Source organism: Lacibacter sp. H407, assembly GCF_037892605.1.
Taxonomy (GTDB): Bacteria; Bacteroidota; Bacteroidia; order Chitinophagales; family Chitinophagaceae; genus Lacibacter.
On the sequence record NZ_JBBKTU010000002.1, the window covers coordinates 98,343 to 122,608 of the forward strand.

The following is a 24,266-nucleotide window of genomic DNA, read 5'->3' on the forward strand; positions in this document are numbered from 1 at the left end:
CGATTTACTTCACTGGTTTTATCAGTGATCAGGGATTCTTTTACCATAACAAAAAAAACTGCTAAAATGAAGAAAGGATTGCTTGCAGCATTAGGACGGCTATTGCCTGCGCTTACATTATTATTAAGTTTATCTGCTTCTGCGCAGGAACGAACCAGTAATGTTACCGGTATTGTACGTAGTGAAAATGGCGAACCATTGGCTAACGTTACAGTGGTGGCAAAAAATAACAGTACGAATTTAACATCGGGCACACAAACAGACAGCTCAGGTATTTTTAAGTTTAGTAAACTTCCCGTTAGCGGACGTTACAGTTTTATTTTTTCCAGTATTGGATATGAACCTCAAACCTTATCCGGTTATGCACTCAAAGAAGATGCAACCACTTCCATCATTATTAAATTAAAGGACAGCACTGCTCTATTGAGTGATATCGTAGTGATTGGATATGGTACACAGAAGCGGCAACAAATGTCAACAGCAGTTTCAACGGTAAAAATGAACACTGTTGATCAGGGTGCCGGCTATAACCCTGTAAAAATGTTGCAAGGCAGGGCAAGTGGAATTAATATCACAAGCGCATCGGGCATTCCGGGTGCAAGGCCTGTTGTTTTAATCCGTGGTGTAGGTTCAATCAGTGGGAATAGTGCTCCGCTTTTTGTTGTTGATGGCGTTCCAAACGAAGGTGGTTATCCAAACATTAATCCGAACGATATTGAATCAATGGAAGTATTGAAAGATGCTTCGGCGGCTTCTATTTATGGGAGCCGTGCAAACAGTGGTGTTGTATTGATCACTACAAAAGCCGGAGCGATTGGAAAAACGGTGGTTGAGTTTGAAGCACGTCAGGGATTTGGCGTAATAGCCAATGATATTACAATGGCGAACTCAACTGAGTACGCAAATGTGATGCAGGTAGCAGTTGATAATTACAACGCACAACGTGGAACTTCATTGGTGTATTACAGACCGCTGGCTTCTGAAATCGAAGAAACTGACTGGACAAAAGTGGTGCAACGCTCCAATGCAAAAACGTCCAATTATAATTTATCGGTGAGTGGTGGAAATGAGAAAACAACCTACTTCACTTCATTTGGTGCGTTTAAACAGGAAGGTATTTTAAAAACGAGCGAGTTTAATCAGTATTCATATCGTATCAAATTGAACCATAAGTTAAATCGTATTCTACAGTTTAATACGAATCTTGCTTTTACATTGGCTGACAGAGATTTAATTGAAGAAGAAAATTCAGGACTAAAAGTTTTACGAACAGCACGGGAGGAACAACCCTGGTACAGTCCGTACACCGCCAGCGGCGATTATAAAGTAAATGGAACGCAGTTGATCAGACACAATCCACTTATGTTGATCAACGAAGAAAAATGGAACTCAAAACGATATGAAGGTATTGGCTTAATCAGTCTCGATGTAAAACCGTTTAAAGGATTTAAATACACCCCATCGGTAAAAGTATTTGCATCATATTACGATGAGAAAAAAACACTGACAGAGAAAATGGTAGCGAGAGCCCAAAGTGCGGGCTGGGGTGCCATTGCGCAAAATAAGGATACCCGCTTACGTTATGTTATTGACAACCTGTTTCAATACAATAACCAGGTTGGTGATCTGGACTACAGTATACTGGCAGGGCATTCGTTTGAACGGTTTTCGTCAGAAGATTTTGGTGTGTTGAGTGATAATTACGCAAACGGTGCATTTCCATCGAGCAGTTTTGGACTGATCAATGCAGGACCGAATATTTATGCAAATGGTTTTGGATATACTGCATTCGGGTTGGAGTCATATATCAGTCGGTTGAATCTCAGTTACCAGGGAAAATATATGTTGAATGCCAGTATGCGGATCGATGGTGCGTCAAAGTTTTCGCAGGATAAACGCTACGGTACATTCCCATCTGTTTCAGCCGCATGGTTGATCCATAAAGAAGCGTTTATGGAAAAGCAACAATTGTTTGATGAATTGAAACTCAGAGCAAGTTATGGTGTTACGGGAAGTATTTCGGGTGTGGGTAATTTTGCATCACGTTCACTAGTAACATCTGGTACAAACTCTTATAACGGGCAATCAGGATTCTCTTTATCACAAATCGGTCAACCGATTACCTGGGAAAAAGCGCAGCAAACAAATGTTGGAATTGATGCGAGTATCCTGAACAACCGCTTGTCGTTTTCAGTTGATGTGTTTCAACAACGCACATCTGATCTTTTATACAATAAGCCGGTGCAGGCCACGTCGGGTTATACCACCATTGCTTCCAACATTGGCGTGATGGAAAACAGTGGAATCGAATTCTCTGCTTTTGGTAAAATTCTCACCAAAAAATTTAAGTGGGATTTTGGCGGAAACATTTCGTTTGTAAAGAACAAGGTTGTTTCATTAATTGATAATACCAACTTTCTGATTGTTCCATCTTCCGGATCAAATCTGTATGGTGGCCAGATGCATGCGTTAATAACAGGGCAGCCGGTGAGTACCTGGTTTATCTATGAGCAAACCGGCATTTATCAAACGGATGCCGACGTGCCAACTGCATTGTTTGCTAAAGGTGTACGAGCAGGCGATGTAATCTACCGAGATGTAAATAAGGATGGGGATATCACTGACGCAGATCGATTGAATGTGGGCAAATCTATTCCTGATTTCTTTGGTGGGTTTACTTCAAATTTATCGTATGGCGGATTTGAATTGAGTTTGTTTGGTCAATTCGCTGTTGGCAATAAAGTAATGGCCGCCTGGAGGGGTGTAAATGGTACGGAAGGAACGGACCATCTTGGTAATGCATTTTCTAATACCAGACTTTTGAACGGCACAACTGTAGAGCAGTTTTTTGGAATAAGAAAAGAAGTGGCGCTGAATTACTGGAATGGGCCGGGTACAAGTAATACCACTCCACGACCTGTGCGGCGTGGTGTGCATACAGGGTACGGTTCGGCAGGTTATAATTTTCTTACAAGTACACGTTTCTTAGAAAATGCGTCTTACTTCAAACTGAAAACAGCAACACTGTCGTACAATATTCCGACAACAACATTGAAACTAAAATCAATTGCGGGTATCAGGGTCTTTGCATCAGTTGATAATTTTATCACACTTACCAAATACTCCGGTTACGATCCCGAGCAGACATTTGAAAGCAGCCCCGGCGATTCAAACTATGGTGTTGACTTTGGATTACAGGCAACTTTACGCACATTTTTGTTTGGAGTGAATATTAAATTCTAATTATTACGCTATTTAAATTATTTGATATGAAACAGTTTTGGTTAATCATCAGCATCGCTTTTACAGCTATTGGATGTTCAAAGCAACTGGATGATATAAGGCCTCGAAATGCTATTTTACAGGAGCAGTTAAAAGATGAAGATATTTTAAAGTTGCGCAATGGCGTGTATGCACAGGCAGAAATCGGTGTATTTGGATTTGCGTTTGATTTTGATCTCAGAGCCGATCATTTCAGAGGTGGACCTGGCTTTAGTCTTGTTGACCCAGTAAATATGATCCCTTCTGATGCGGGCGTATTGAGTATGTGGCGCAATGCATACAACCGGATTGCCAATGTTAATTTCTTACTTGAAGCGTTGGATAAATCCGCTTCTCAAACGGGCGACATTCAGCGGTACAGGGGTGAGGCCTTGTATTTCCGGGCACTGATGTATTATCATCTTGTTACCCGTTGGGGTGGGGTGCCTGTGTTAACGAAAACGACTTTTGATATTGTACAGCGTTCAACTGAAACAGAAGTATGGAAGCAAATAACAGACGATTTACTGGCATCTGAATTATTGTTACCCGATTTCAGCAATAAGTTTTTTGTATCAAAGCAGGCAGCTCAGGCGCTGTTGGCAAGAGTATATTTATCAGTGAATGGTAAAACAAATGCTGTGGTATACGCAGACAAGGTATTAACTTATGGTGCATCCTCTTCTAATTTTACCCTCACCAGCGATGCAAATGGGTTTGCTTCTAATTTTATTGCGAATACCACCAGCAAGGAAGTGATTTTTGCTTTTGTGAATTCAAACACCAATAACCGAAAACTATATTATCAAAGTGTAAACGATGTAGATCCTACATGGAACTATTCACCCGATCTAAATCTCTTTACAAATCTCTATGCTGATGGTGCTACGCCTGTGCGTACGGGGGATAAAAGAAGAACAGCCGTTTTTGCAGCTGGAGCTAACACCCGCATCATTAAATTTCCAAATGGTAAAGCGGGACAGCAATTAGTAACTACAAGTAATGCAGATGCCACACCGGTAGCGGTGACACGCTACTCTGAAATGCATTTAATAAAAGCAGAAGCGCTTGGTGTGGGAGCTGCTGCAGCAACTGCACTTGCCAGCTATTTTACTGCACGTTATACCACAGCACCGTTGGCAGGTACAATAGCTTCTCTAACAGCAACTGAGTTTCAAAACCTGATTTTGGATGAACGTCAACGTGAGTTTTATGGCGAAAGTTATCGCTGGTACGATATTAAGCGAACGAACAGACTTGATTTGCTTCCATCGCTGGCTGGTCGTAACTATCTGTTATATTATCCAATACCACAGGTGGAAAGGGATTTAACCGGCTATACGCAAAACGACGGTTATTGATTAGATGTGTTGGAGGCTGTAACTATTAATTACATGAAATGAAAACATTTCTCCTAAAGAAAACCTGGTTCCTGTTTTTGAGCATTGTAGTTATACAATGCTCAAAGCCGAACCCGGAAAATGAAGTTCCTCCAATCGAAGAACTAAAGGTTTCTTTTACAGGCAGTGTGAGCCAGACTACCGTGAACAACGAGCTGCAGTTTAGCGGCATTGCAACTGATGATGATAACAATATTGTTTCATGGGTGTGGGATTTTGCAGATGGCTCGCCTCTTGCTACTACTAAAAATGTAACGCATCAGTTTGCATTGGCGGGCAGCTACCTTATAACACTTACTGTAAAGAATAAGAGAGGGCAAAGCGCCGGTTTTTCAAAACGGGTGTTGGTAAAAAATGCAATTGCTCCAGACTATGGTAATCTCATCGGGCTAAAAGAAAAATTGGCTTTGTTATATCCGAAAGTAATGGTGGCAGCACATAGGGCCTATCATAAAAACTTTCCTGAGAATTCATTGGAAGCAGTTGAGGATGCAGTTTTGAACCAAATTAACATGATAGAAATAGATACACGCCTGACACTTGATAAAGAACTGGTATTAATGCATGATGCAACAACAACCAGAACAACTAATGGAAGCTTTACTGTTGCGCAGACAACATTGTCGGATTTAAAACAATTGAAATTATTGTTTCAAGGCACGCCTACAGCGTATACAATTCCTACGCTGAAAGAGACACTGGAAAAAGCCAAAGGAAAAGTATATGTAGATATTGATGCGTCGTGGGATAATTCTGTTTTTTATTACAATAAGATCTATAACACCGTGGCTGCTTTAAATATGGTGAACATGGTGATGATCTATACTGAGTCGGCCGAAGTAGCGAAAGGGTTACTTGCAATGGATCCAGATGTAATTGTTTTGTTAGGTGCAGGGAATGCCTCCGATTATAACAATGCTTCCACTATGAATCCGAAAGCATCTGTTTGGCATATGTCGTCTGCTACATTAGCATCCAATTATACCAATTGGCCTGTGAACAACGGGATTAAACTCTGGGCGAATGCCTATGTTAATACTTCCACTTCTCCACCTGCTACAGGTAATGATGCGGTTGTATCGAACTTACTTACTAATCAGATCTCTCTTATTCAAACGGATTTTCCAATGGAAATTATTTCCTATTTGCAGGCTCGAAATTTATGGTTGCAATAGCAGAAGTTTAAACTATCAACATTTTTATGAGACGAATACTTTTTGCTTCTTTTTTATTGCTGTCCTTTTTAGCAGCTGCGCAGCAACAGCCCCAGCAAAAACTGAACAGCGTTTTTTATCCAGCATCTAAGAACATTCTGGTTACTGCTCATCGGGGCGATTGGCGTAATACACCGGAGAACTCTATCCAGAGTTTAACCAATTGTATTGAAAAAGGGATTGATGTGTGTGAGTTTGATCTCAAGCGCACAAAAGATGGGCAGTTAATTGTTATGCATGATAAGACAATTGACCGGACAACTACGGGAAAGGGGAAGCCAGAGGATTACACGTTGGAGGAAATCAGAAAATTCAGGTTGCTAAGCGGCACCGGTCACCCCACAAAACATGTTATTCCAACTTTTGAAGAAATGCTGGTGGCTGCAAAGGACAAAATTATTATTGATATTGATAAGGGATACGAATATTATAGTGAGGTGCTTGTTGAGTTGAAGAAACACAACATGCTCGAACAAACGATCTTGAATATTTATGGATTGCCTTATGACAGCCTGGTAGCAAAGCATGGAAACATACCAAAGGAACTCACCTTGCAGTTGATCATTAATCCAAAGAATCCTGCTATCGAAAAAATTATTGAAACATACCAGAGTCATAGTCGCACCATCATTCAAATCATATTTGAAAATGATAATGCGGCCATACTTCAGCGTATTCCGGAATTTAAAAAACGATATGCGATCTGGTTTAACAGCATTTGGCCCGAACAAAACGGTGGACATGATGATGATAAAGCAGTAGAGGAGAACAAGCCTGATCAAAGCTGGGGATGGCTTGTAAAACATCGACCCAACTTTATTCAATCGGACAGGCCCGAAGATCTGCTCAACTATTTAAAACGAATTGGTTTTCATCTTTGATGTTTACCTGATCACCTGGTTACAGCAAGCAGTTTGACGGTTCATAATCAAGTACCGGTATTATTTCTATAGTACCGGTTTATTTTATCTCTTTTTTTCACTCACAACATTTACTATCGACTAAATAATATCCAATGATTAATTGGCTTAGGATTTTTTTTAAACCTGCCGGTGCTATCAGCATTGAAAGGACAGAAGATGAAGTAAAGAAAACATTCAACCGGTTACGGTGGTCTGTTTTTTTATCAGCGACGTTTGGTTATGGCTTGTATTATGTTTGCAGGCTTAGCCTCAACGTTATTAAAAAGCCACTGATCAATGGTGGCTACCTGACAGAATCGCAATTAGGTATTATCGGTTCTACTTTATTTTTTTCTTATGCAGTTGGAAAACTAGTGAACGGTTTTTTAGCCGACCGCAGCAATATCAAGCGGTTTATGGCAACCGGTTTGCTCGTTTCTGCTCTGATCAATTTAGCGTTAGGGTTCACTTCCTCTTTTCTTCTCTTCGCCATCCTATGGGGTATCAACGGATGGTTTCAATCGATGGGCGCAACGCCGGCTATTATTTCAATTACACGTTTCTTTAGTAACCGTGAGCGGGGTACTTACTACGGATTGTTCAGTGCAAGCCATAACATTGGCGAAGCAATCACGTTTATTGCAACAGCGTTTTTAGTAACTGTGTTGGGATGGAGATGGGGTTTTTGGGGAGCGGGCATTATTGGTTTATCAGGCGTAGTACTCATTTCGTTTTTTCTGCATGATAGTCCGCAAAGCAAGGGGCTGCCATCGGCTGCAGCGTACAAGAAAGATGAAGTACCTGTAATTACCAAAGACAAATCAGTTGGCTCGGTTCAGTTAGAAGTCTTAAAAAATCCATTTATCTGGATACTCGCTTTGTCGAGTGCATTTATGTATGTGAGCCGGTATGCAGTGAACAGTTGGGGAATGTTATTTCTCGAAACGCACAAAGGGTACACAACGATCAATGCCAGTTTCATTATTTCTATCAGTTCTATAAGTGGTATTGTGGGCAATATTATTTCAGGACTGATCTCCGATAAGTTTTTTAAAGGGAAAAGAAATGTGCCGGCTTTATTATTTGGAATACTGAATGCTTTTTCACTAACACTTTTTTTATTTAATCCTGCTGGTAATTTATGGATCGACATGGTAAGCATGGTTATTTTCGGAATGGCTACGGGTGTGCTGATTTGTTTTTTAGGTGGATTGATGGCGGTAGATATTGCGTCAAAAAAAGCAGCGGGTACAGCAGTGGGTATTGTAGGTATTGCCAGCTATATCGGAGCGGCTATTCAGGATATTGTAAGTGGATCTTTTATTCAAACAAATAAAACAGTCGTGAACGGAGTTGCCAATTATGACTTTACTTCTATAAGCTATCTATGGATTGGTTCGTCTGTTATCTCTTTTTTACTTGCGTTGTTGGTGTGGAATGCCAAGGCGAAAGATTAGAGGATAAGAAAAATTGATATTGAAAAAAAGGTCGTTGAAAATTCAGCAGTAGCGTTGGAAAGTTTTCAAGCGATTAAAGCGGGCTTGAAGAAGAAGTGAGTTTTTTCTGGAATAAACGCTAAGTTTTTTGTGTCATGTCGAACCTTCTACAATTTGATTTTTGTTTTCAATTACGATGCTCAAAAGATGCTCAAAGGTTAAGTTAAATGTTCATTTTATTGTGGCTTTATAAATTCCTCTTCCGGAATATTCTGAAACTGTAAACAATATTTCGGAATATTCTGGAAAATTACTAAATGAATTCTATGAATGTAACGGCGCTGTATTAATAGTTCGATTCTATTGTAATATAATCCGGATTATTTCGGAAAATTTTCAATCACTGGTTTGTTTTGACTTAACTATGAAAACGTGATATAAACATACTATCATCAAAATTATCGACGTTTGTTTATTTCGTTCCGCTGTCCGACATACAGTCGGTCAATTTTTTATTGATGAATGTTGTTTATTTACAATCCCTGCAAGGTCCGTTACCGGTAAAGTGTGCGAAAATGCCTGAATCTGAAAATCGATTGTCAAGGTTAACGGATTTGCCAAACAACACATAGCTGCCGCTGTATGAAATGGCCGGCCTGCCGCCATAACTGCCGCTTACATTACTCACTGCTGTTTTTTTCCCACTGATCGTATTGTGTAAAATAATGTTGGAAGCTGCAGCACCAAGATTGGTTGCTTTTGTTGGAAAGGCGACCCACGTACCATCGTAACTGATTGCTACACGTTCACCCTGTTCTATAGGACTGTCGTTGTTGGAAGGTTGTCCATCATCGGTAAAGCTGGCAACATTTACTTTCCCTGTTTCTACATCAACCACAAATACATCCTGAAATGTATTATTGTCGTTGGGCACCATATTGCTGGCGGTGGTGGCAAATGCTACATAGCGTCCGTTGCCGGAGATGGAAGACGCTACCTGGCGTGAAGCTGATTCAGTGCCGCCATTTTTTTCTTTGCCGTCGTGTGTCATACTGATTCGTTTCAAACCTGGTTGTCCACGTTGCCACAAGAAAATATCCCACAAATTATTTTTGTCATTCGCCACTAAAGTACCGGAGGGAGAACAAAAACTAATGCGACTCCCATCGAATGAAATACTTCCTTTATAACCATTGCCCCCTGTTTTCACAACAGGATCAACGCTGATCATTTCTGTTTTTCCATTTTGAATATCACGTAAGAAAATGTTAGCAAGCGATCTTCCTTTAGGCATTGTAGCGAGGTTGGTAGCGGGTGAAGTAAACACAACAAAATTACCATTGCCCGATATGGATGCATCAAAACTTTCTGCATCTGCAGCAGCACCGTTTGTTGCTTTGCTGATCAGCTCAATGTTGTTAGTACTCTTTCTCCAAAGGAAAATATCTTTTGCATTATTATTATCGCCCGATACAAGATTCGTAGCCTTTGATTCAAACACAACGGTTTGTCCATCTGCAGAAATCGATGGCTCGGCACAATCAGCATTGCCTTGCTCACCGCTTGCACTAACCGAAATCATTTTTGTAACCCCTGTATTCCTGTCACGCCAAAACACCTGCCGGAACTTGCCGTTTGATCCTGCAAAATCTTTTGTTGCTGATACAAATACAACATACCTGCCTTCTTCTCCTTGAAATCCACCAACAGCCGGTGCAAACGATTCATAAAAGCTACTCATCACTTTGTCTTCTGAACTGCGTGTGAGCAATTCATAGGTGAAATCAACACCCACTTTTATTTGATTTACATCATTAGGCGCTTTCCCTTTTCCATAATACACTACGCCTTTCATGTTGGAAGCAATTTTTTTCAGCGTCACATTATACGCTTCCTCTTCTTTCAAAGATTTTGAAAAACGTATGGGCGATGTAGAATACAAATTTCCGTTGGCTTTTGCCGGTGTGATGGTGAGATCGTTACCATTATTGTAAGCAAGAGTAACAGGTACTTCTGCCGGTGCACTTAATGTGCCTGTAAGAAACATTCCATTACTTGCTAAAGGACCTTGCGGAGTTAATGGTTTCGATGTTGTTTCCTTATTGGTTTTTGATGAAGATGTACTTTGACCAGAAGATGCAGGTGCACTCACTTTATTGGTTGTACTACCAACTTGATTTTGTGAAGACGATGATACCGTAGATGAAGGTGGTGCTGTTTTACCGATGAAAGATTTGTAATAATCGAAATTTAACAGCTTTTCTATTTCTGTAGCAAAGGTTGCTGATCTTGGATCTTTCGGTTCAGAGTTAAGGATTACATTGATCATTTGCGGCACAGCAGGCGAACTCATTTTTTTGAAATAAGCCGGGTTAGGTTTAATCAGCAATTCTGCAAACGGTTCTATTTTATCGGTAAAACTGTAATCGAAATTGTTTTGTGTGCTTTTGATCACGATCGCCCATTTACCCAATTCATCAGCAGGTGCCGAGAGTTGCTCGTCAATTCTTGCCAAGGCTCTTTCGTACCCCTGCATTTCTTTTTTAAAATTCGACTGTTCACGTTCAATAGCCGGGTTATGTGTGCCTGACATATAGTTGGCGAGCTTTGCAGGTTCGGATTTCCATTCCTGCTCTTTCGCTTTTTTCATTTGCTCCCATCTAAGCAGTTGTTCTTTTAAACGTGGAGCTACTGCCGCCATTTGCTTTTGCAGAAAAACCTTTCGCTTCAGTAAAAATTCACGACGGGTAACGTAGCTCCAGGGCAGTTGTGCATCGTAAGTGATTAACCACATTTTCGTGTGATAGACTTCTGTACTGCTTTTTTTAAAGACTACTTCATTAAACTGCCAGATGCCTGGACGAATTTCAACCGGAAAACCTTCACGCAGCACATGATACCCAAGAGGATTATCAGAAACAGTTGTATCATAAATTTCTACAAACGGAGCATAGTTGAAAAGAACTTTTAACGTGGAATTGATATCGAACTTGTTTAAGGTTAGCCCATCACCTTCACAGAAGTAACGTTCTCCAAATAATGTGTACCAGCAGTACGAAAGTTTCTGGCTGTATTGAACGGGTTGAAACGATCCTGAATAAGCGGCATCTAAACCTTTCGGCTGGTATGCGGCTTGCAAGGGAGTATGCACTGCGTTATAAAAACGCCTTTGAATTGCCTGATCGGCCGTGCTACTCTTCACGGCTTCAGGTAGTTTTTTCCAAACACCCGATTTTGCCATAATGCGATTCATACATGCATCATTGTCTTGTGCATGAGTTTGTGCCGAGGTAACTAATAATATACATGCGAATATTCTTTGTAACATGATACGCTTTTGTGTTTATTGATTTATTTTTCCATAAGCAGTATAGCTGCCGTAACTTGTATCCTGCAACCACAAAATGCGGCCACCTTTAAAACAAGAGAAATAGGCGTTGTATGTTTTAGCACTGCGTTCAATATCAGAAAACCAGATCTGCCAGTTATTTAAAAATTTCCAATTGCCACTTGCTTTTGCCTGGTCAACTTTCATGGTAGAACCATAAGCGCTGCTTCCCACTACCAAATCCCAATTGTATGTTTTGTTATTACGGAAAATGAAATTTTGTCTTGATGCATGTGTTGTAGAACCAGCGTATATACCGGTGTACATATTATAGTACGCAGTTGAACCCTGAAATTCATTCGACCATTTACCGGGAAGATCTTTTTCGCCCACGGCAAAACGATTCATGCCCGCAAGATTTAATAATGAATTCCATTCAGTATAATACATGTGCGGATTGTTGATACCAAAGGCTTGCACAAATGTATTTTTATCGGGTGTGATGATCTCGATCCAACCACTCTTTCCTTTATTGAACAATGTTACCCAAACATCTTTACCCGTTGTATTGTCTTGCAACATGCCACAAGCAAAGTAGGCCGATTCAGGAAGATTGCTTCCAGGAGCTTCGTAGTTACGCAGATTTGAATAACGTGGCGCAACCAGCAGATTCCAAAATGTATTCATCCGCTCATCGTGCTGTGTATAATATTTGCTGTCTTCTGCACGTGGATAATGCAGTAATACTTTGATGTTGCCTTTTGTAGCTTCTACCCAATCTTCTTTCACCACGCTTGTCCAGCCATCATCAAAATTGGTGGTGTTGAACGTAAAGCCATCGTTCGTTGGAGTCGTTTTAATTTCTTGAACCGGATTATCCTGCGGCTTATTTGTGTTGGGTAACGAAACATTTAATGATGCAATAAACTCATCCAATACTTGTCCATACGATGTTGTATTACTCAACAAAAGAAAACTTGCACAATTGAGGCCATCACTGAACGTATTTAACAATACAGTTGAGGTGTCATTATTAAATAGAAACTTTCCAAGCCCTGTGTAAAGTTTCCATCCATTGAAGGTTTGTGTGTCTGTTGCCAACGGCTCTCCTTGCACACCATAACGGTTCATTACAAGTTCTTTCCATTCATTTTCAAAGTCGGCATCAATGGTTCCTTTGCTGGCAGTACTTTTTACAAAATCAATTTGTGCCCATGTACGTTTACTATTATCTGTTGTTGAAAAGATGAGACTATTTTCTTTTGCCGCTCTGGTCCATTTTTTTGGTGGGGTAAACGTAAATATGTCGAACGTCTGTTGCTGTGCATTTGCAATTTGCTGAAGCAATAGAAAAATGAAAATGAAAGTTTGTTTCATGATGTTTAGTTTAATTACAGTTTAACTCCTTTTAAGATGCCGCTGCCTGTTGCTGTAAAGCCACTATTGATGGAGATGGTTGCATTTACGCCGCCAAGTGATAACGAAGGTTCATTTGGTCCAACATTCACTTCGCCAATATCAGTGTCGACTTTTGTATCCAGCACATTGCTTCCTACACTCACATTTGCATCGATCTTTACACCTGCATCTTTTAATCCTGAACGATCGAATTCTAAAAACCCTGTTGCTCCAACTGATGCTTGTAATTGCAATGGGCCTTCGCCAATCGATCTGTCTACGCCTGCTGTAACTTCAATTGTGCATCGTTGAAATTCGTCCATGAAATTCCGGTTCGCTTCAAGATCAGCTGATTTGGTTTCCAATCCGATTTTTACAAAATCAATTTCTATTTCAGCAACGATGCGTCCGCAAATGGTTTCAATAGATCCGAAAACAAAGTCGGACTTGCTGCGGTAAAGACAGTTCACATCATCATAATCAGCCAACGCAAACCTACCCCTTGTGTTTTCCTGTTTTTGGGTGCACATCCTGTTGGGATCTTTAAAGTAGATGAGGTCTTTGGGCATCATCATTAACGAGAGCCACTCCATTTTCGCTTCATTAACAGTAAGCGCAAATTTTTCAGGGAACTCGCTATACAGTTTAAGATTTACCAATTCAGTGATACGCTTTTTTGCCCTGTCCCGATGCCTGATGCAGAATGCTTCTATCACTGTATTCGCACTTTTCAGAAATTCTGTTGCAGCGGCATCCATCGCATCGCAATAAGCTTTGTTGATGCCGCTTCCTTCTGCACCGGGAGATATATTTTCATTGATTTCTTTCAATCTTTTCTCATAATTTTCTTCGTAAATTCTCAGCGTATCTCTCAACGTCACCACTGCTAAACCCAAAGGATCTTTTGCTTCCTGTTCGAGTAACATATCAACGTAAGGCCTGAGTTTGATCACTGCTTTGGGAACAACATTGCCAAACATTGCTGAAGTAGTGGCGCCTGTTTGTGGTGCATTCATATCATGCTTCATCCGGGCCTGGAATGCTTGGTTGTAATTATTGAGGAGTATCTCGTGTTCAACTTTCAATGCAGCCATCCTGGCATCAAACTCACTGCGGATTGCCTTCCAATAAATCTCTGCATCTTCACTTTCAGTAACAGATTTTGGAAACGATGGCCATGCAAACTTCGAAAGACCTAATTGGTCGGGTGCATTACGTGGACCCCATACGATGTCGTCGCTTTTCAATTCATATCCCAGATTATTAAGCGCCCGTTCTTTGTCTGGTGTGTGCATCCGGCTGATCGATTGCTTCAATGCTTTTATAGCTTCGGTTTTATTGCCTTTACTTTCTGCAATAGCCGCTTTGATCTGGTTGGCTTGCGGATGCCATGCACATAAGCGAATGGTACTGTCAATATATTTTGATGCAGTTGTTACATCGCCCAATCCAAACCATGCATGCGCTATGTTGTTTAGAATGGTACTGTTTTGCGGATGTTGTTTATTGAGGTAATTGAGAAGCGGAAGCGATAATTGTTCACCACCACACATGTTCAACATGGCAGCAAAATTATTCAGGTGGTTACTGTTTGTTGGATCTTCAGAACAGGCACGACCCAATAAAAGTAATGCCGGAGCTGCTTTGCCAAAGGCCCAGCAACCCACGGCAGCGTTAGCAACGGCCGTTGATGAACCGTATTTCGACTTTACAGCCTTATACAGTTCATCTGTTTTTGAAATTACAGATGATGGAAACTTGCTGATCAGATTTTGATAAACCGATTGGAGGTACACAGGTAACGCTGCTTTTGTTAATGGCATTTTTGAAATAGCAGCAATTCTTATTGCATCCCGTTTTGGTACAAGCACATCTGGTTGTACACTGGAGTTTGCCATTGCAAAATCAGCCGTTTTTTTCATCTGTTTTGCATTCGGCATTTTAATGCCCATGCTATCCATAAACCTTTTTTCCTCAGGGCTCATGTTGTTAAACGCATCCTCCATTTCCTTCATCATTTCATTCATTTCTTTTTGAGAAGGAGGCGGATCTTTTTTAACCGGTTTTTTTTGTGCTGATGTTTGCAGACTAAGCAGCAGTAGTAATAACAAAAGTATTTTCATGATTAATATGTTCAGGTTGGATCAGAATGAATTCCAGGTTTGTCCTGTTGTGTAATCAAATCCCGTTTTACCGCTAATTGTTCGTATACCTGTTTTCAGGTTATTTTGAAAATAAGTAGTGCCAATGCGGGCAGCCTGCAGAGTTACGTTGGTGCTGCCATTTACATCTTCCACACGAATAATGCTGACAGATTCAAGACGAATGGTGGAGAGCACATTCAATCGTGCTTCTCCGGGTTCAGTAATTGTAAAAACAGCATATGGAAGTTTTTGCTTACTTCCTTGCATGGTTGCTAATACCGCAGAAGCTCCACCCGAAGGCATCGTATACTTCACCTGTGCATTGCCGGTAGTAACACCCGAGAAAGAAGTGGCAGTGATCAGTCGTTCATAGCCACGTTGCACACTGCTGCCTTGTATAAGCTGACCTTTTGCATCAACCATCTGTAAAAAAGTTTGCTGTTTCAATTGTAGATCAGCCGATGTAAAAGCAGCTGTTAATACAGCAAGCAGTAAAAATTGAAATGATCGTTTCATGTTGGAATGATTTGCGATGTAAACGTAGCACCCCGAACGTTTCAACTATTTCCCTGAAAAACAGGATTTTCAGGACGGTATATCATGGAAAACTGGGATAAGAAGTTTGGTAATAGTCCTTTTTATTTGTAATAAGATAAATTTGGTTTACTTTATTTGAATGAAAAAACTACTTTTCTATACGGTCTTTCTGTTTACCACTGCTCATGCACAGGTATTGATGAATAGAGACAGTCTGTTGAAGTTATTACCGCAGGTAAAAGACAATAAAGAGGCGGTAGACCTGTATATTAATCTCGGGCAGCAATATGAATCAAATGAACCTGCGATTGCAAAATTTTATTACAGAAAAGCCGGAGATCTCAGTAAAAAAATCAACTACCCCGAAGGCGAAACCCGTTACATTTTTAATTATACCTATGTACTGAATGTTGAGGGCAAATTTGACTCGAGTCTTCAACTGAATCTGTTGTCTGTAGCGTTAGCCAAAAAAACAGCTGACCCGGAATTGATTGGTAAGGCTCTGTTTAATACCGGTACCTCTTATCGCATATTATCACAATATCAAAATGCCGCTGTTTACTATGAGGAGGGTAAAAAAATATTTGCCGGTATTATGAATGAATCGATGGAAGCAAAAGCTAATGATATTTTACAGATTTTATATTATGATCTTAAAGATTATGAGCGTGCAGTCTTTTATGGAGAAAAAGCAGTTCAATATTTCCGAAAAACAACCGATTCCGTCTGGCTGGGGAATTCGTTAAATAATCTGGGTTTAAGTTATTCAAAACAGTTGAAGTGTGACAAAGCTGAAAGCAGTTTTGAGGAAGTTGTTGAGATTGGCAGCAGGATAAATAATTTAGATATGCATGCTTCGGCTCTATTGAATCTAGCAGATTTAAGCTATAAAAAAGGAGATTATGAAATGCTGAAAACTGCCTATGAACAAGTTCTTGCCGTAGCAAAGGAATTAAACAGTAAGGAAATACAGGCGATCTCTTATCGTGGTATTTCAATTTATTATTTTTTTAAAAGAGATTTTCAACAGGCCAAAAATATGGCAATGAAAGCACTTGCTATTGTAAATGAAGAACAAATGCTGCCTGAAAAAGCGAAGATATTCGAAGAGCTCTCCCGCATATATTATGCCCGGCAGGATGTTGTAACCGGCCAGCAATATGCCGTGCAAGCGGCGATGATTCTGGACAGCATCAATAATGATCAAATTAAGAAGGACATCATTGATATTGAAAAAAAATATGAGTCTGAACGAAAGGACAATCAAATAAAACTTCAACAATCTGAGTTGAAACAAAAAAGTTTTATCAATTATTTACTTGTTGGCAGCGCCGCAACAATACTGATCATTTCATTATTATCGTATCGCAATTACAGGCACAAACAAACGCTGCAGCAGCAGCGCATCAGTGAACTGGAAACAGAAAAACAATTGGCAGCTACCGAAGCTGTGTTGCAGGGGGAAGAACAGGAGCGAACACGATTGGCAAAAGATCTGCATGATGGGTTAGGGGGCATGTTGTCCGGGATAAAATATACACTCAACAATATGAAAGGCAATTTAATTATGACACCTGAAAATGCACAGGCATTTGGGCGCAGCATTGATATGCTCGACAGCAGCATTCGTGAAATGCGAAGAGTGGCTCATAATATGATGCCCGAAGCGCTGGTAAAATTTGGACTTGATACGGCAATGCAGGACTTTTGTTATGACATTAATAAAAGCGGAGCTTTGCAGGTTCAATACCAATCGATCGGTTTAAAAGAAGCAGACATTGATCAAACAAAAAGCGTAACCATTTATCGCATTGTACAGGAGTTGTTGAACAATACAATGAAACATGCGTCGGCGAAAAATGCGGTAGTGCAGTTAAGCTACAATGATGATGTTTTAACAATCACTGTGGAAGATGATGGAAAAGGATTTGATCCATCGATACTGAATCAATCGAAAGGAATCGGGTGGAGTAATATCCAAAACCGGATTCAGTTTTTAAAAGGGAAATGGGATGTGGATTCACAACCCGGGAAGGGAACATCTGTGATAATCGAAATGACAGCATAAAAAATATGAGCCTGGTTACAAAAGTTTTTATTGTAGATGATCATTACATGGTGATCGAAGGCATCCGTTCACTTTTGGAACATGAGAAAGGTATTGAATGGATGGGCCACGCTATGAATGCTGAAAGTTGTTTGGCATTTTTGAACAACCGTCGGCCCGATGTGATTTTTATGGACATTAATCTTCCCGATAAAAGCGGCATTGATCTTTGCAAAGAAGTGAACCAGGCATATCCAGCCATTTCAATCATAGGCCTCAGTACTTTCAATCAGCACAGTTTTATAACCAGAATGATGGAGAATGGAGCATCGGGGTATGTGCTGAAAAATGCAACAAAAGAAGAACTTTTGTTTGCCATTCAAACAGTGGTGCGTGGCCATACATTTTTGAGTCATGAAGCAGCAATACTCACCGAAAAAAAAGAAGGCGATGATTTGCCCGTTCTTACCCGTCGTGAAAAAGAAGTACTTGAATTAATAGCCGATGGGTTAACCACACAGGAAATAGCCGACAAATTGTTCGTTAGCGCTGCTACAGTTGAAACGCATCGAAAGAATTTGCTGTTAAAACTGGAAGCGAAAAATGTGGCAGCAATGGTAAAGATTGCGGCAAAGTTGAATTTGATTTGAGGTCTAGATTATTAGAGATCGTGTTTACCGATTAGAATCGTTGTTCAAGCGGGGTTCCAGATGGGCTAATAGAACCAAGTCCTCCAACAAAAGATTCATATTAATTTCTCTTTTTCCACAAGAGCCACTCAAAACAGAGTGGCTCTCTTATGTTTCACACCGCTTGATAAGCCTCGATTTACATTCGTCAGCTGGGAGACTGACGCAGTGTACCCCATAGTGTTTAGCTGTTGCGGACACTGCAAATAATTAAGTTAATGTTTGTCGAAAATACTTGTATTTATTTATAAGCTTGGTTGTTTAAGCAGGATTTCAAGTCGATTAATAAGGCCAGGTCTTCCTTTAGTCGGTTCAATTTTCGTTCTCTTTTCTCCACAAAAAGGGTAACGCATTATATGCGTTACCCTTTTTATTTCTTTCCATTCCAATTTTTTAACTACTGTAGATGTATTCTACCAAACTCCTGCTTTAATTACTTTGGACAAACAGCATTGCGTTTGGATACTTGCATTTATCATACTCTCGGTGAGCGATAGTATACCTTGTCTAATTAATACTACGGCTTTACTTAAACGGATACAGCGGATAAAATCACAAATGGGATGACCTGTTATACTCTAGATCTTGCAGATCGGGAAAATACCCCAGTGTTTTTCCCGATCTATTTTCCATTGTCTGCTTCAATGATCTGGTATTGCTCTTTATGCGATTCTTTAGGGAACGATCGTATCCCCACATGATCCACTCCAATAACTCTCGTAACTTTTTTTACTGCCTCACAAATGGATCAAGCACGTCTACCCACACTTTGTAGCCACGATCATTGAGATGGAGACCATCGGTTGTTAGATCCTGCCGCATAAGCCCCTGGCTGTTTGTAAACGCTGCATGAAGATCAATAGTAGTATAAATGCCAGCTTCTCCATTGCGTTTGATCATAGTATTGATGAGTTGAGTATTCATTTGTATTTCGGCAGTAGCGGGTAGAATTGTTTGCACAAAAATTCGTGTTGAAGGTGATCCGGCTTTTATTTTTTTCGTAATCTTCAGAATATTATTTGCTATATAGTCTGCCGATGTTATTCCTCCTCCTCCTTGTAAATTATAAATATCATTAACGCCAATGAGAAGAAACACCGCCTTTGGTTTGTAATAAATAATTTCCTGGAGCCGCATCAATACGCCATCTGTTACATCGCCGGCGATACCTCTGTTACGGATACCGTTCAGGCCGAATTTCACACTCCAGTCTCCGCCTTGCTCAGTTAAGCTATTGCCTATAAACACTATTTCGCCAAACTTCAATGGGTTATTCCTGAAGGAATTAATTCTGACAATATAATTATTCCTCGACCATTCATTATTGTGGTGCTGTATCACTGTAGATGCCGACGGATATAGTGTATCCAATCCTTCTCTTGTAGGTCCGCTGCTGGTTTTTTGGCAACCGTAAGTTAAGAAGGCCAACAATAGCCATAAATTGAAATGATTTAATGATAGCTGTTTGCGTGCATACTTCAAATGCAAAACGACTTCGGATGTAAAATGCCTGAACATGATGTAAGAAATTTTATAAGTTAAGTAACCGTTTGTGAGCTTAAATGTAAAGCGACGGCTCTCGAACCACTTATCTCTGCATTCATAGTTTTGTTCTTATTCATCATTTTTAGAAAAGAAGTAGCTTGAAACAGTAAAAACGTGAATTTCAGACCGCTTTCTTTGCAGCAGCCAGTATATATTTTTGAATGTTAAATTTCTAAGATTTACCGTTAGCCTCTATTTCTTTCAAATATTGCGTTGGTGATTTGCCAAATTCCTGCTTAAAGGCTTTTGAGAAATAAGATTGCGTTTGAATACCCACGCTGTACATGATATCTGTAATTGAATGCTCGCCCTGTGTCATTAATAGAGCTGCTTTGCGCAAACGGATTGTTCTGATGAAATCGCCAATAGGTTGGCCCGTTATACTTTTGATTTTATTATACAGTTTTGTTCGGCTCATACCGATTTCGGTACATACAAAATCAATATCCATTTCAGGATTCGGCAGATTCTTTTCTATAATCGTAAGTAACTCCTCCAGAAATTGTTTGTCCTTCGAAGAATGTGCCAGTTCCTTTACTTCAGCATATTGATCTTTGCGGTAATGTTCCTTTAGTTTCTCTTTTTGTGCAAAAATGTTCCGCATGGTTAATTGCAGCAGATCAATACTGAGTGGTTTTGAAAAATAATAATCAGCACCGGTCTCCGTTCCTTCGATGCGTGATTCCAGTCCATCTTTTGCGGTTAATAGAATGAACGGGATATGCGCCGTTTCAACAGTGGTTTTGGCGAGCCGGCAATAGTCGATGCCATCCATCACCGGCATCATAATATCGCTGATGATAAGATCAGGAAAATGCTCCAGTGTTTTTTCCATCGCCTCTTTTCCATCAGCTGCTTCAATGATCTTGTATTGTTGTTCCAGTGATTCTTTCAGGAATGAACGTAACTCTGCATGATCATCTGCAACAAGCACGAGATATTCTTTCGATGTATTACTTTCTTTATCGGTTGTAGATACTGTGCTTGCTTCAACTGCAGATGGTAAGATTGGTTGTGTAGCCAAACTTTCCAGGCGTACAGGCGATTCCGTATTCTTCATCCACTGTTCTTTCTTTCCATAGGCTTTTTTATTTACAGGAATAGCAATGATGATTTCAGTTCCCTTATTGTATTCACTATACACCGAAATATTTCCTTTGTGCAGTTGGGTAAGCGTTTTAATAAAGGCTAATCCAATACCTGAACCGAGATGTGTATCGGATACACGATAGTAGCGTTCGAACAAATGCGGTATCGATTCTTTTGAAATACCGGTGCCGTTATCTGCTATGCGGAAATAAATAAATGGTTCAGTTGAATAGTTATGTTTGATCAGTAACTCATTTTCAAACTTCGGTTGAAACTTCTCTAACGAATCCAGCACCTGCAATTCGATCTTTCCATAGTCCTGCGTATACTTGAACGAATTACTCAGCAGGTTGATGATGATCTTTTCCAATACTTGCCTGTCGAACCACACTTCATTGAAATCTGTTGTGCCGGAAACTGTAAAGGATATATTTTTCTGTAGGGCTAATTCGCTGAACTCTTCTGCAATTTCATCGATGAACAGTGGAATATTTCCGGGCATTACCTGTAATTTCAATACACCTGATTCTGCTTTTCTGAAATCCATCAGTTCGTTGATCAGTTGCAGTAAACGATTGGCATTGCGTTGGATCACCCGGTACAAGTGGTTGTTCGTTGAGCTTGCATCTTCCTTTAATAATTTTTCAACGGGGCCGGTAATCAGCGATAACGGTGTCCGGAATTCATGGGAAATGTTGGTGAAGAACTGCAACTGCATCTGGTGGATCTCTTCTTTCTTTTCTTCTTCGTACCGTTGTAACTGAATTTTTCTGCGAATACGATAGATGTAAATGCCAGCAGCAACTAAGGCTGCTATTACCAGTAACCGAAACCACCAGGTTGCCCAAAAGGGTGGGGTAATGATCACCTGAATGCTATAGCCTTTTTCATTCCACACGCCATCGTTGTTGGATGCCTTTACTGTAAATGTATAAGTACCCGGACTTACATTGGTATACGATGCCCGCTGTTCAATACCTGCAGTTATCCAATCGTTATCCCAATTCTCCAGTTTATACAGAAAGCGATTGTTTTCAGAAGCCACATAATTTAAGGCAGCAAAGCCTAAAGAGAAAGTAGCTTGCTTGTAACTGAGTTCCAGTTTATCGGTAAAGCTGATATCCTGATCAAGCAATTCGTTATTACCACCAATCACAGGTTTGTTGTGTACTTGTAAATCGGTAACAAACACCGGTGGCACAAATGTATTTACAGAAATATCACCTGGATAAAAACTGTTGAAGCCATTTACGCCACCAAAATAAATTTGCCCATCTCTTGTTTTCATGTAGGCATTGGCTTCAAATTCCATATCCTGCAAGCCGTCACCTGTATTGTACGTTCGTACTTTTTTTGTTTTCGGATCAAGTTGTTTTAATCCATTGGACGTAGATATCCACAAGCGCCCGTTTTCATCTTCCACAATTCCTTTGATGAATACAGAAGCTAACCCATCTGCTTCGGTAAATACAGAAAAACGGTTTTCATTTTTGTTATACAAATACAACCCTGCATGTCCTGCCCATAAATTGCCTTTACTATCGATAAACAGTACACGTAGATCAGGTTTCTTATCATCCTGGTCAAAATAATGTTCAAACTCTCCGGTTGCTGCATTCAGTTTATTCAATCCACCATCATCTGTACCAATCCATATATTGCCTTCTGCATCTTGAATAATTGAAATGATATTGTTGCCAATTATAGATGTGGCGCCGGTTATACTTTTTTGAACAGGGGAGAATTTTTGGCTTTTTTTGTCGAACAGATGCAGCCCGCCAAAATATGTACCAATAAACAGGTTACCGTTTTTATCTTCAAATATGCATTGGATAAAGTCGGAAGTAAGAATGCCTGATCTTTTATCAGCACTATTAAACCGGGTGAAATTATTTGCAGTTCTGTTATACAATCCCAATCCGCCACCCCATGTAGCGATCCATAAATTACCATCTCTATCTTCCGTTATGTCCAGCACTTCGTTTGAACCAAGCGTGGATGGATTAAATGGATCATGTTTGAAATGGGTAAAACTGTTTTGCTTACGATTGAATAAATTCAAACCACCTCCATCGGTGCCTATCCAGATATTTCCAAGCCTGTCTTCGCAAAACGCTTTTACGTCGTTATAACTTAAACTGTTTTTGTAAGGCTTTTGCCGGTATAGATTAAATTTTTCCGAACCCGGCGTATATAAATTAACACCACCCCTGTGTGTACCAATCCACAAATTGTCTTGTTTATCTTGATAAAATGCAGAAACAGTTCGTTGGCTTAAGCTGTTAGGGTTATCGGGTTCATATTGATAATTATAAAAAGTTCCTGTTGCGGCATCAAACTTATCAAGTCCGCCATTTACACAACCAATCCATGTTTCTCCATTTTTACTTACAGAAACAGATCGCAGCATATTGCTTCTGATGGATGTTGGATCGGCAGCCTTATGAAGATAATGTTGAACAATTCCCTGCGTTGGGTGCATAATGATTAATCCATTGTACTCTGTGCCTAACAGCAACCTTCCCTGCAAATCTTCGGCTATTGAACGTATGCCTTGTTTACCTGTTTGAACCGGTTGCGGGTTGATTGCTAAAAACACTTCGTTTCCTTTATTATATATATAAAGACCACTTTCCGTACCAGCCCAAAGGTTGCCCCGGCTATCTTCAAAAAAAGTATAAATGTTTAATTCCGTTACCGGACCGTTTGCAGTTTTCTGGCAGGCAATCCGCTTGAAGGTTTTTGTTTCGGGTTGATACTTGTTTACTCCGCCGCCTGTTGTGCCAACCCAGATGCCGCCCTTGGTGTCTCCATAAATTACCGAAATGTGATTGTGGCTGATGCTCTTTGCATCGTTCCGCTTTTGCTTTAATCGCATAAAACGGTTCAGCTTCGGATCAAATATGTTGAGGCCATTGATCGAACCCACCCACAGGCTATGTTGCTTGTCTTCGTAAAGGCTGGTAATATAATTATCACTGATGCTGCTGCTATCGGTGCTGCTGTTTCGGTAAACGATCATCTGCGAACCGTCGTACCGGTTCAATCCATCTCTTGTTCCAAACCAAAGAAAGCCACGATTGTCCTGCAGAATTGTTTCAATCGTACTGTTTGATAGTCCGTTTTCACTTTTAATATGGCGAAAGTTAATGGTAGGTGTTTGTGCAACACTATAAATAGATAGAAAGCAGGTAGAAATAAGGCAACTGATCCGTAAAAAATAAGAAGACAGGCACATGGCAATAAAGGGATGCTGCTGAAAAGTAATCGTTCACG

The 24,266-nt window shown here is 40.2% G+C and carries 13 protein-coding genes; 7 read left to right on the forward strand and 6 right to left on the reverse strand.

The window, feature by feature from the left end; genetic code table 11:
• The first annotated feature begins 66 nt into the window (after nt 1-66).
• From WG989_RS19795 to WG989_RS19815, 5 genes are all read left to right on the forward strand, one after another.
• Nucleotides 67-3,243, forward strand: a complete 3,177-nt coding sequence (locus WG989_RS19795; RefSeq protein WP_340431824.1) for a SusC/RagA family TonB-linked outer membrane protein — start codon at nt 67-69, stop codon at nt 3,241-3,243.
• Between the two features lie 26 nt (nt 3,244-3,269).
• A complete protein-coding gene (locus WG989_RS19800) occupies nt 3,270-4,622 on the forward strand; it encodes a RagB/SusD family nutrient uptake outer membrane protein (protein ID WP_340431825.1) in 1,353 nt (450 codons plus the stop codon).
• A 38-nt stretch (nt 4,623-4,660) separates the two neighbouring features.
• Complete coding sequence (locus tag WG989_RS19805) at nt 4,661-5,836, forward strand: glycerophosphodiester phosphodiesterase family protein (protein WP_340431826.1); 1,176 nt, start codon at nt 4,661-4,663, stop codon at nt 5,834-5,836.
• 26 nt (nt 5,837-5,862) lie between these two features.
• Nucleotides 5,863-6,756, forward strand: coding sequence for a glycerophosphodiester phosphodiesterase family protein (locus WG989_RS19810; protein WP_340431827.1), 894 nt, complete (start codon nt 5,863-5,865; stop codon nt 6,754-6,756).
• Nucleotides 6,757-6,890: 134 nt separating this feature from the next.
• Nucleotides 6,891-8,234, forward strand: coding sequence for an MFS transporter (locus tag WG989_RS19815; protein ID WP_340431828.1), 1,344 nt, complete (start codon nt 6,891-6,893; stop codon nt 8,232-8,234).
• A gap of 508 nt (nt 8,235-8,742) precedes the next feature.
• Here WG989_RS19815 and WG989_RS19820 read toward each other — a convergent pair.
• The 4 genes from WG989_RS19820 to WG989_RS19835 form a co-directional block, all read right to left on the reverse strand.
• Nucleotides 8,743-11,466: a hypothetical protein gene (locus tag WG989_RS19820; RefSeq protein ID WP_340431829.1), complete on the reverse strand. Its 2,724-nt coding sequence runs from the start codon at nt 11,464-11,466 to the stop codon at nt 8,743-8,745.
• Between the two features lie 90 nt (nt 11,467-11,556).
• Nucleotides 11,557-12,918: a hypothetical protein gene (locus tag WG989_RS19825; protein ID WP_340431830.1), complete on the reverse strand. Its 1,362-nt coding sequence runs from the start codon at nt 12,916-12,918 to the stop codon at nt 11,557-11,559.
• A gap of 14 nt (nt 12,919-12,932) precedes the next feature.
• Entirely contained in the window at nt 12,933-15,062 is a 2,130-nt protein-coding gene (locus WG989_RS19830; RefSeq protein ID WP_340431831.1) for a tetratricopeptide repeat protein, read from the reverse strand.
• Nucleotides 15,063-15,083: 21 nt separating this feature from the next.
• Entirely contained in the window at nt 15,084-15,599 is a 516-nt protein-coding gene (locus WG989_RS19835) for a hypothetical protein (protein ID WP_340431832.1), read from the reverse strand.
• Between the two features lie 160 nt (nt 15,600-15,759).
• On the opposite strand from WG989_RS19835, the gene WG989_RS19840 reads away from it, so the two are divergent.
• Together WG989_RS19840 and WG989_RS19845 are read left to right on the forward strand one after the other, a co-directional pair.
• The gene (locus tag WG989_RS19840; RefSeq protein ID WP_340431833.1) at nt 15,760-17,688 is read left to right on the forward strand and encodes a tetratricopeptide repeat-containing sensor histidine kinase; all 1,929 of its coding nucleotides are present in this window, start codon (nt 15,760-15,762) and stop codon (nt 17,686-17,688) included.
• A 5-nt stretch (nt 17,689-17,693) separates the two neighbouring features.
• Nucleotides 17,694-18,317, forward strand: coding sequence for a response regulator (locus tag WG989_RS19845; RefSeq protein ID WP_340431834.1), 624 nt, complete (start codon nt 17,694-17,696; stop codon nt 18,315-18,317).
• Between the two features lie 768 nt (nt 18,318-19,085).
• Here WG989_RS19845 and WG989_RS19850 read toward each other — a convergent pair.
• A complete protein-coding gene (locus WG989_RS19850; RefSeq protein ID WP_340431835.1) occupies nt 19,086-19,874 on the reverse strand; it encodes a GDSL-type esterase/lipase family protein in 789 nt (262 codons plus the stop codon).
• Nucleotides 19,875-20,073: 199 nt separating this feature from the next.
• Nucleotides 20,074-24,228 (reverse strand): two-component regulator propeller domain-containing protein, encoded by a 4,155-nt coding sequence (locus WG989_RS19855; RefSeq protein WP_340431836.1) that lies wholly within the window; start codon nt 24,226-24,228, stop codon nt 20,074-20,076.
• Between the last annotated feature and the right edge of the window lie 38 nt (nt 24,229-24,266).

What these genes read in the sequence shown, in the direction of transcription:
- WG989_RS19855 (WP_340431836.1), bottom strand. Translation starts at nt 24,228, where the DNA reads ATGTGCCTGTCTTCTTATTTTTTACGGATCAGTTGCCTTATTTCTACC.
- WG989_RS19820 (WP_340431829.1), bottom strand. Translation starts at nt 11,466, where the DNA reads ATGAATCGCATTATGGCAAAATCGGGTGTTTGGAAAAAACTACCTGAA.
- WG989_RS19800 (WP_340431825.1), top strand. Translation starts at nt 3,270, where the DNA reads ATGAAACAGTTTTGGTTAATCATCAGCATCGCTTTTACAGCTATTGGA.
- WG989_RS19830 (WP_340431831.1), bottom strand. Translation starts at nt 15,062, where the DNA reads ATGAAAATACTTTTGTTATTACTACTGCTGCTTAGTCTGCAAACATCA.
- WG989_RS19840 (WP_340431833.1), top strand. Translation starts at nt 15,760, where the DNA reads ATGAAAAAACTACTTTTCTATACGGTCTTTCTGTTTACCACTGCTCAT.
- WG989_RS19835 (WP_340431832.1), bottom strand. Translation starts at nt 15,599, where the DNA reads ATGAAACGATCATTTCAATTTTTACTGCTTGCTGTATTAACAGCTGCT.
- WG989_RS19845 (WP_340431834.1), top strand. Translation starts at nt 17,694, where the DNA reads ATGAGCCTGGTTACAAAAGTTTTTATTGTAGATGATCATTACATGGTG.
- WG989_RS19825 (WP_340431830.1), bottom strand. Translation starts at nt 12,918, where the DNA reads ATGAAACAAACTTTCATTTTCATTTTTCTATTGCTTCAGCAAATTGCA.
- WG989_RS19805 (WP_340431826.1), top strand. Translation starts at nt 4,661, where the DNA reads ATGAAAACATTTCTCCTAAAGAAAACCTGGTTCCTGTTTTTGAGCATT.
- WG989_RS19815 (WP_340431828.1), top strand. Translation starts at nt 6,891, where the DNA reads ATGATTAATTGGCTTAGGATTTTTTTTAAACCTGCCGGTGCTATCAGC.
- WG989_RS19850 (WP_340431835.1), bottom strand. Translation starts at nt 19,874, where the DNA reads ATGTTCAGGCATTTTACATCCGAAGTCGTTTTGCATTTGAAGTATGCA.
- WG989_RS19795 (WP_340431824.1), top strand. Translation starts at nt 67, where the DNA reads ATGAAGAAAGGATTGCTTGCAGCATTAGGACGGCTATTGCCTGCGCTT.
- WG989_RS19810 (WP_340431827.1), top strand. Translation starts at nt 5,863, where the DNA reads ATGAGACGAATACTTTTTGCTTCTTTTTTATTGCTGTCCTTTTTAGCA.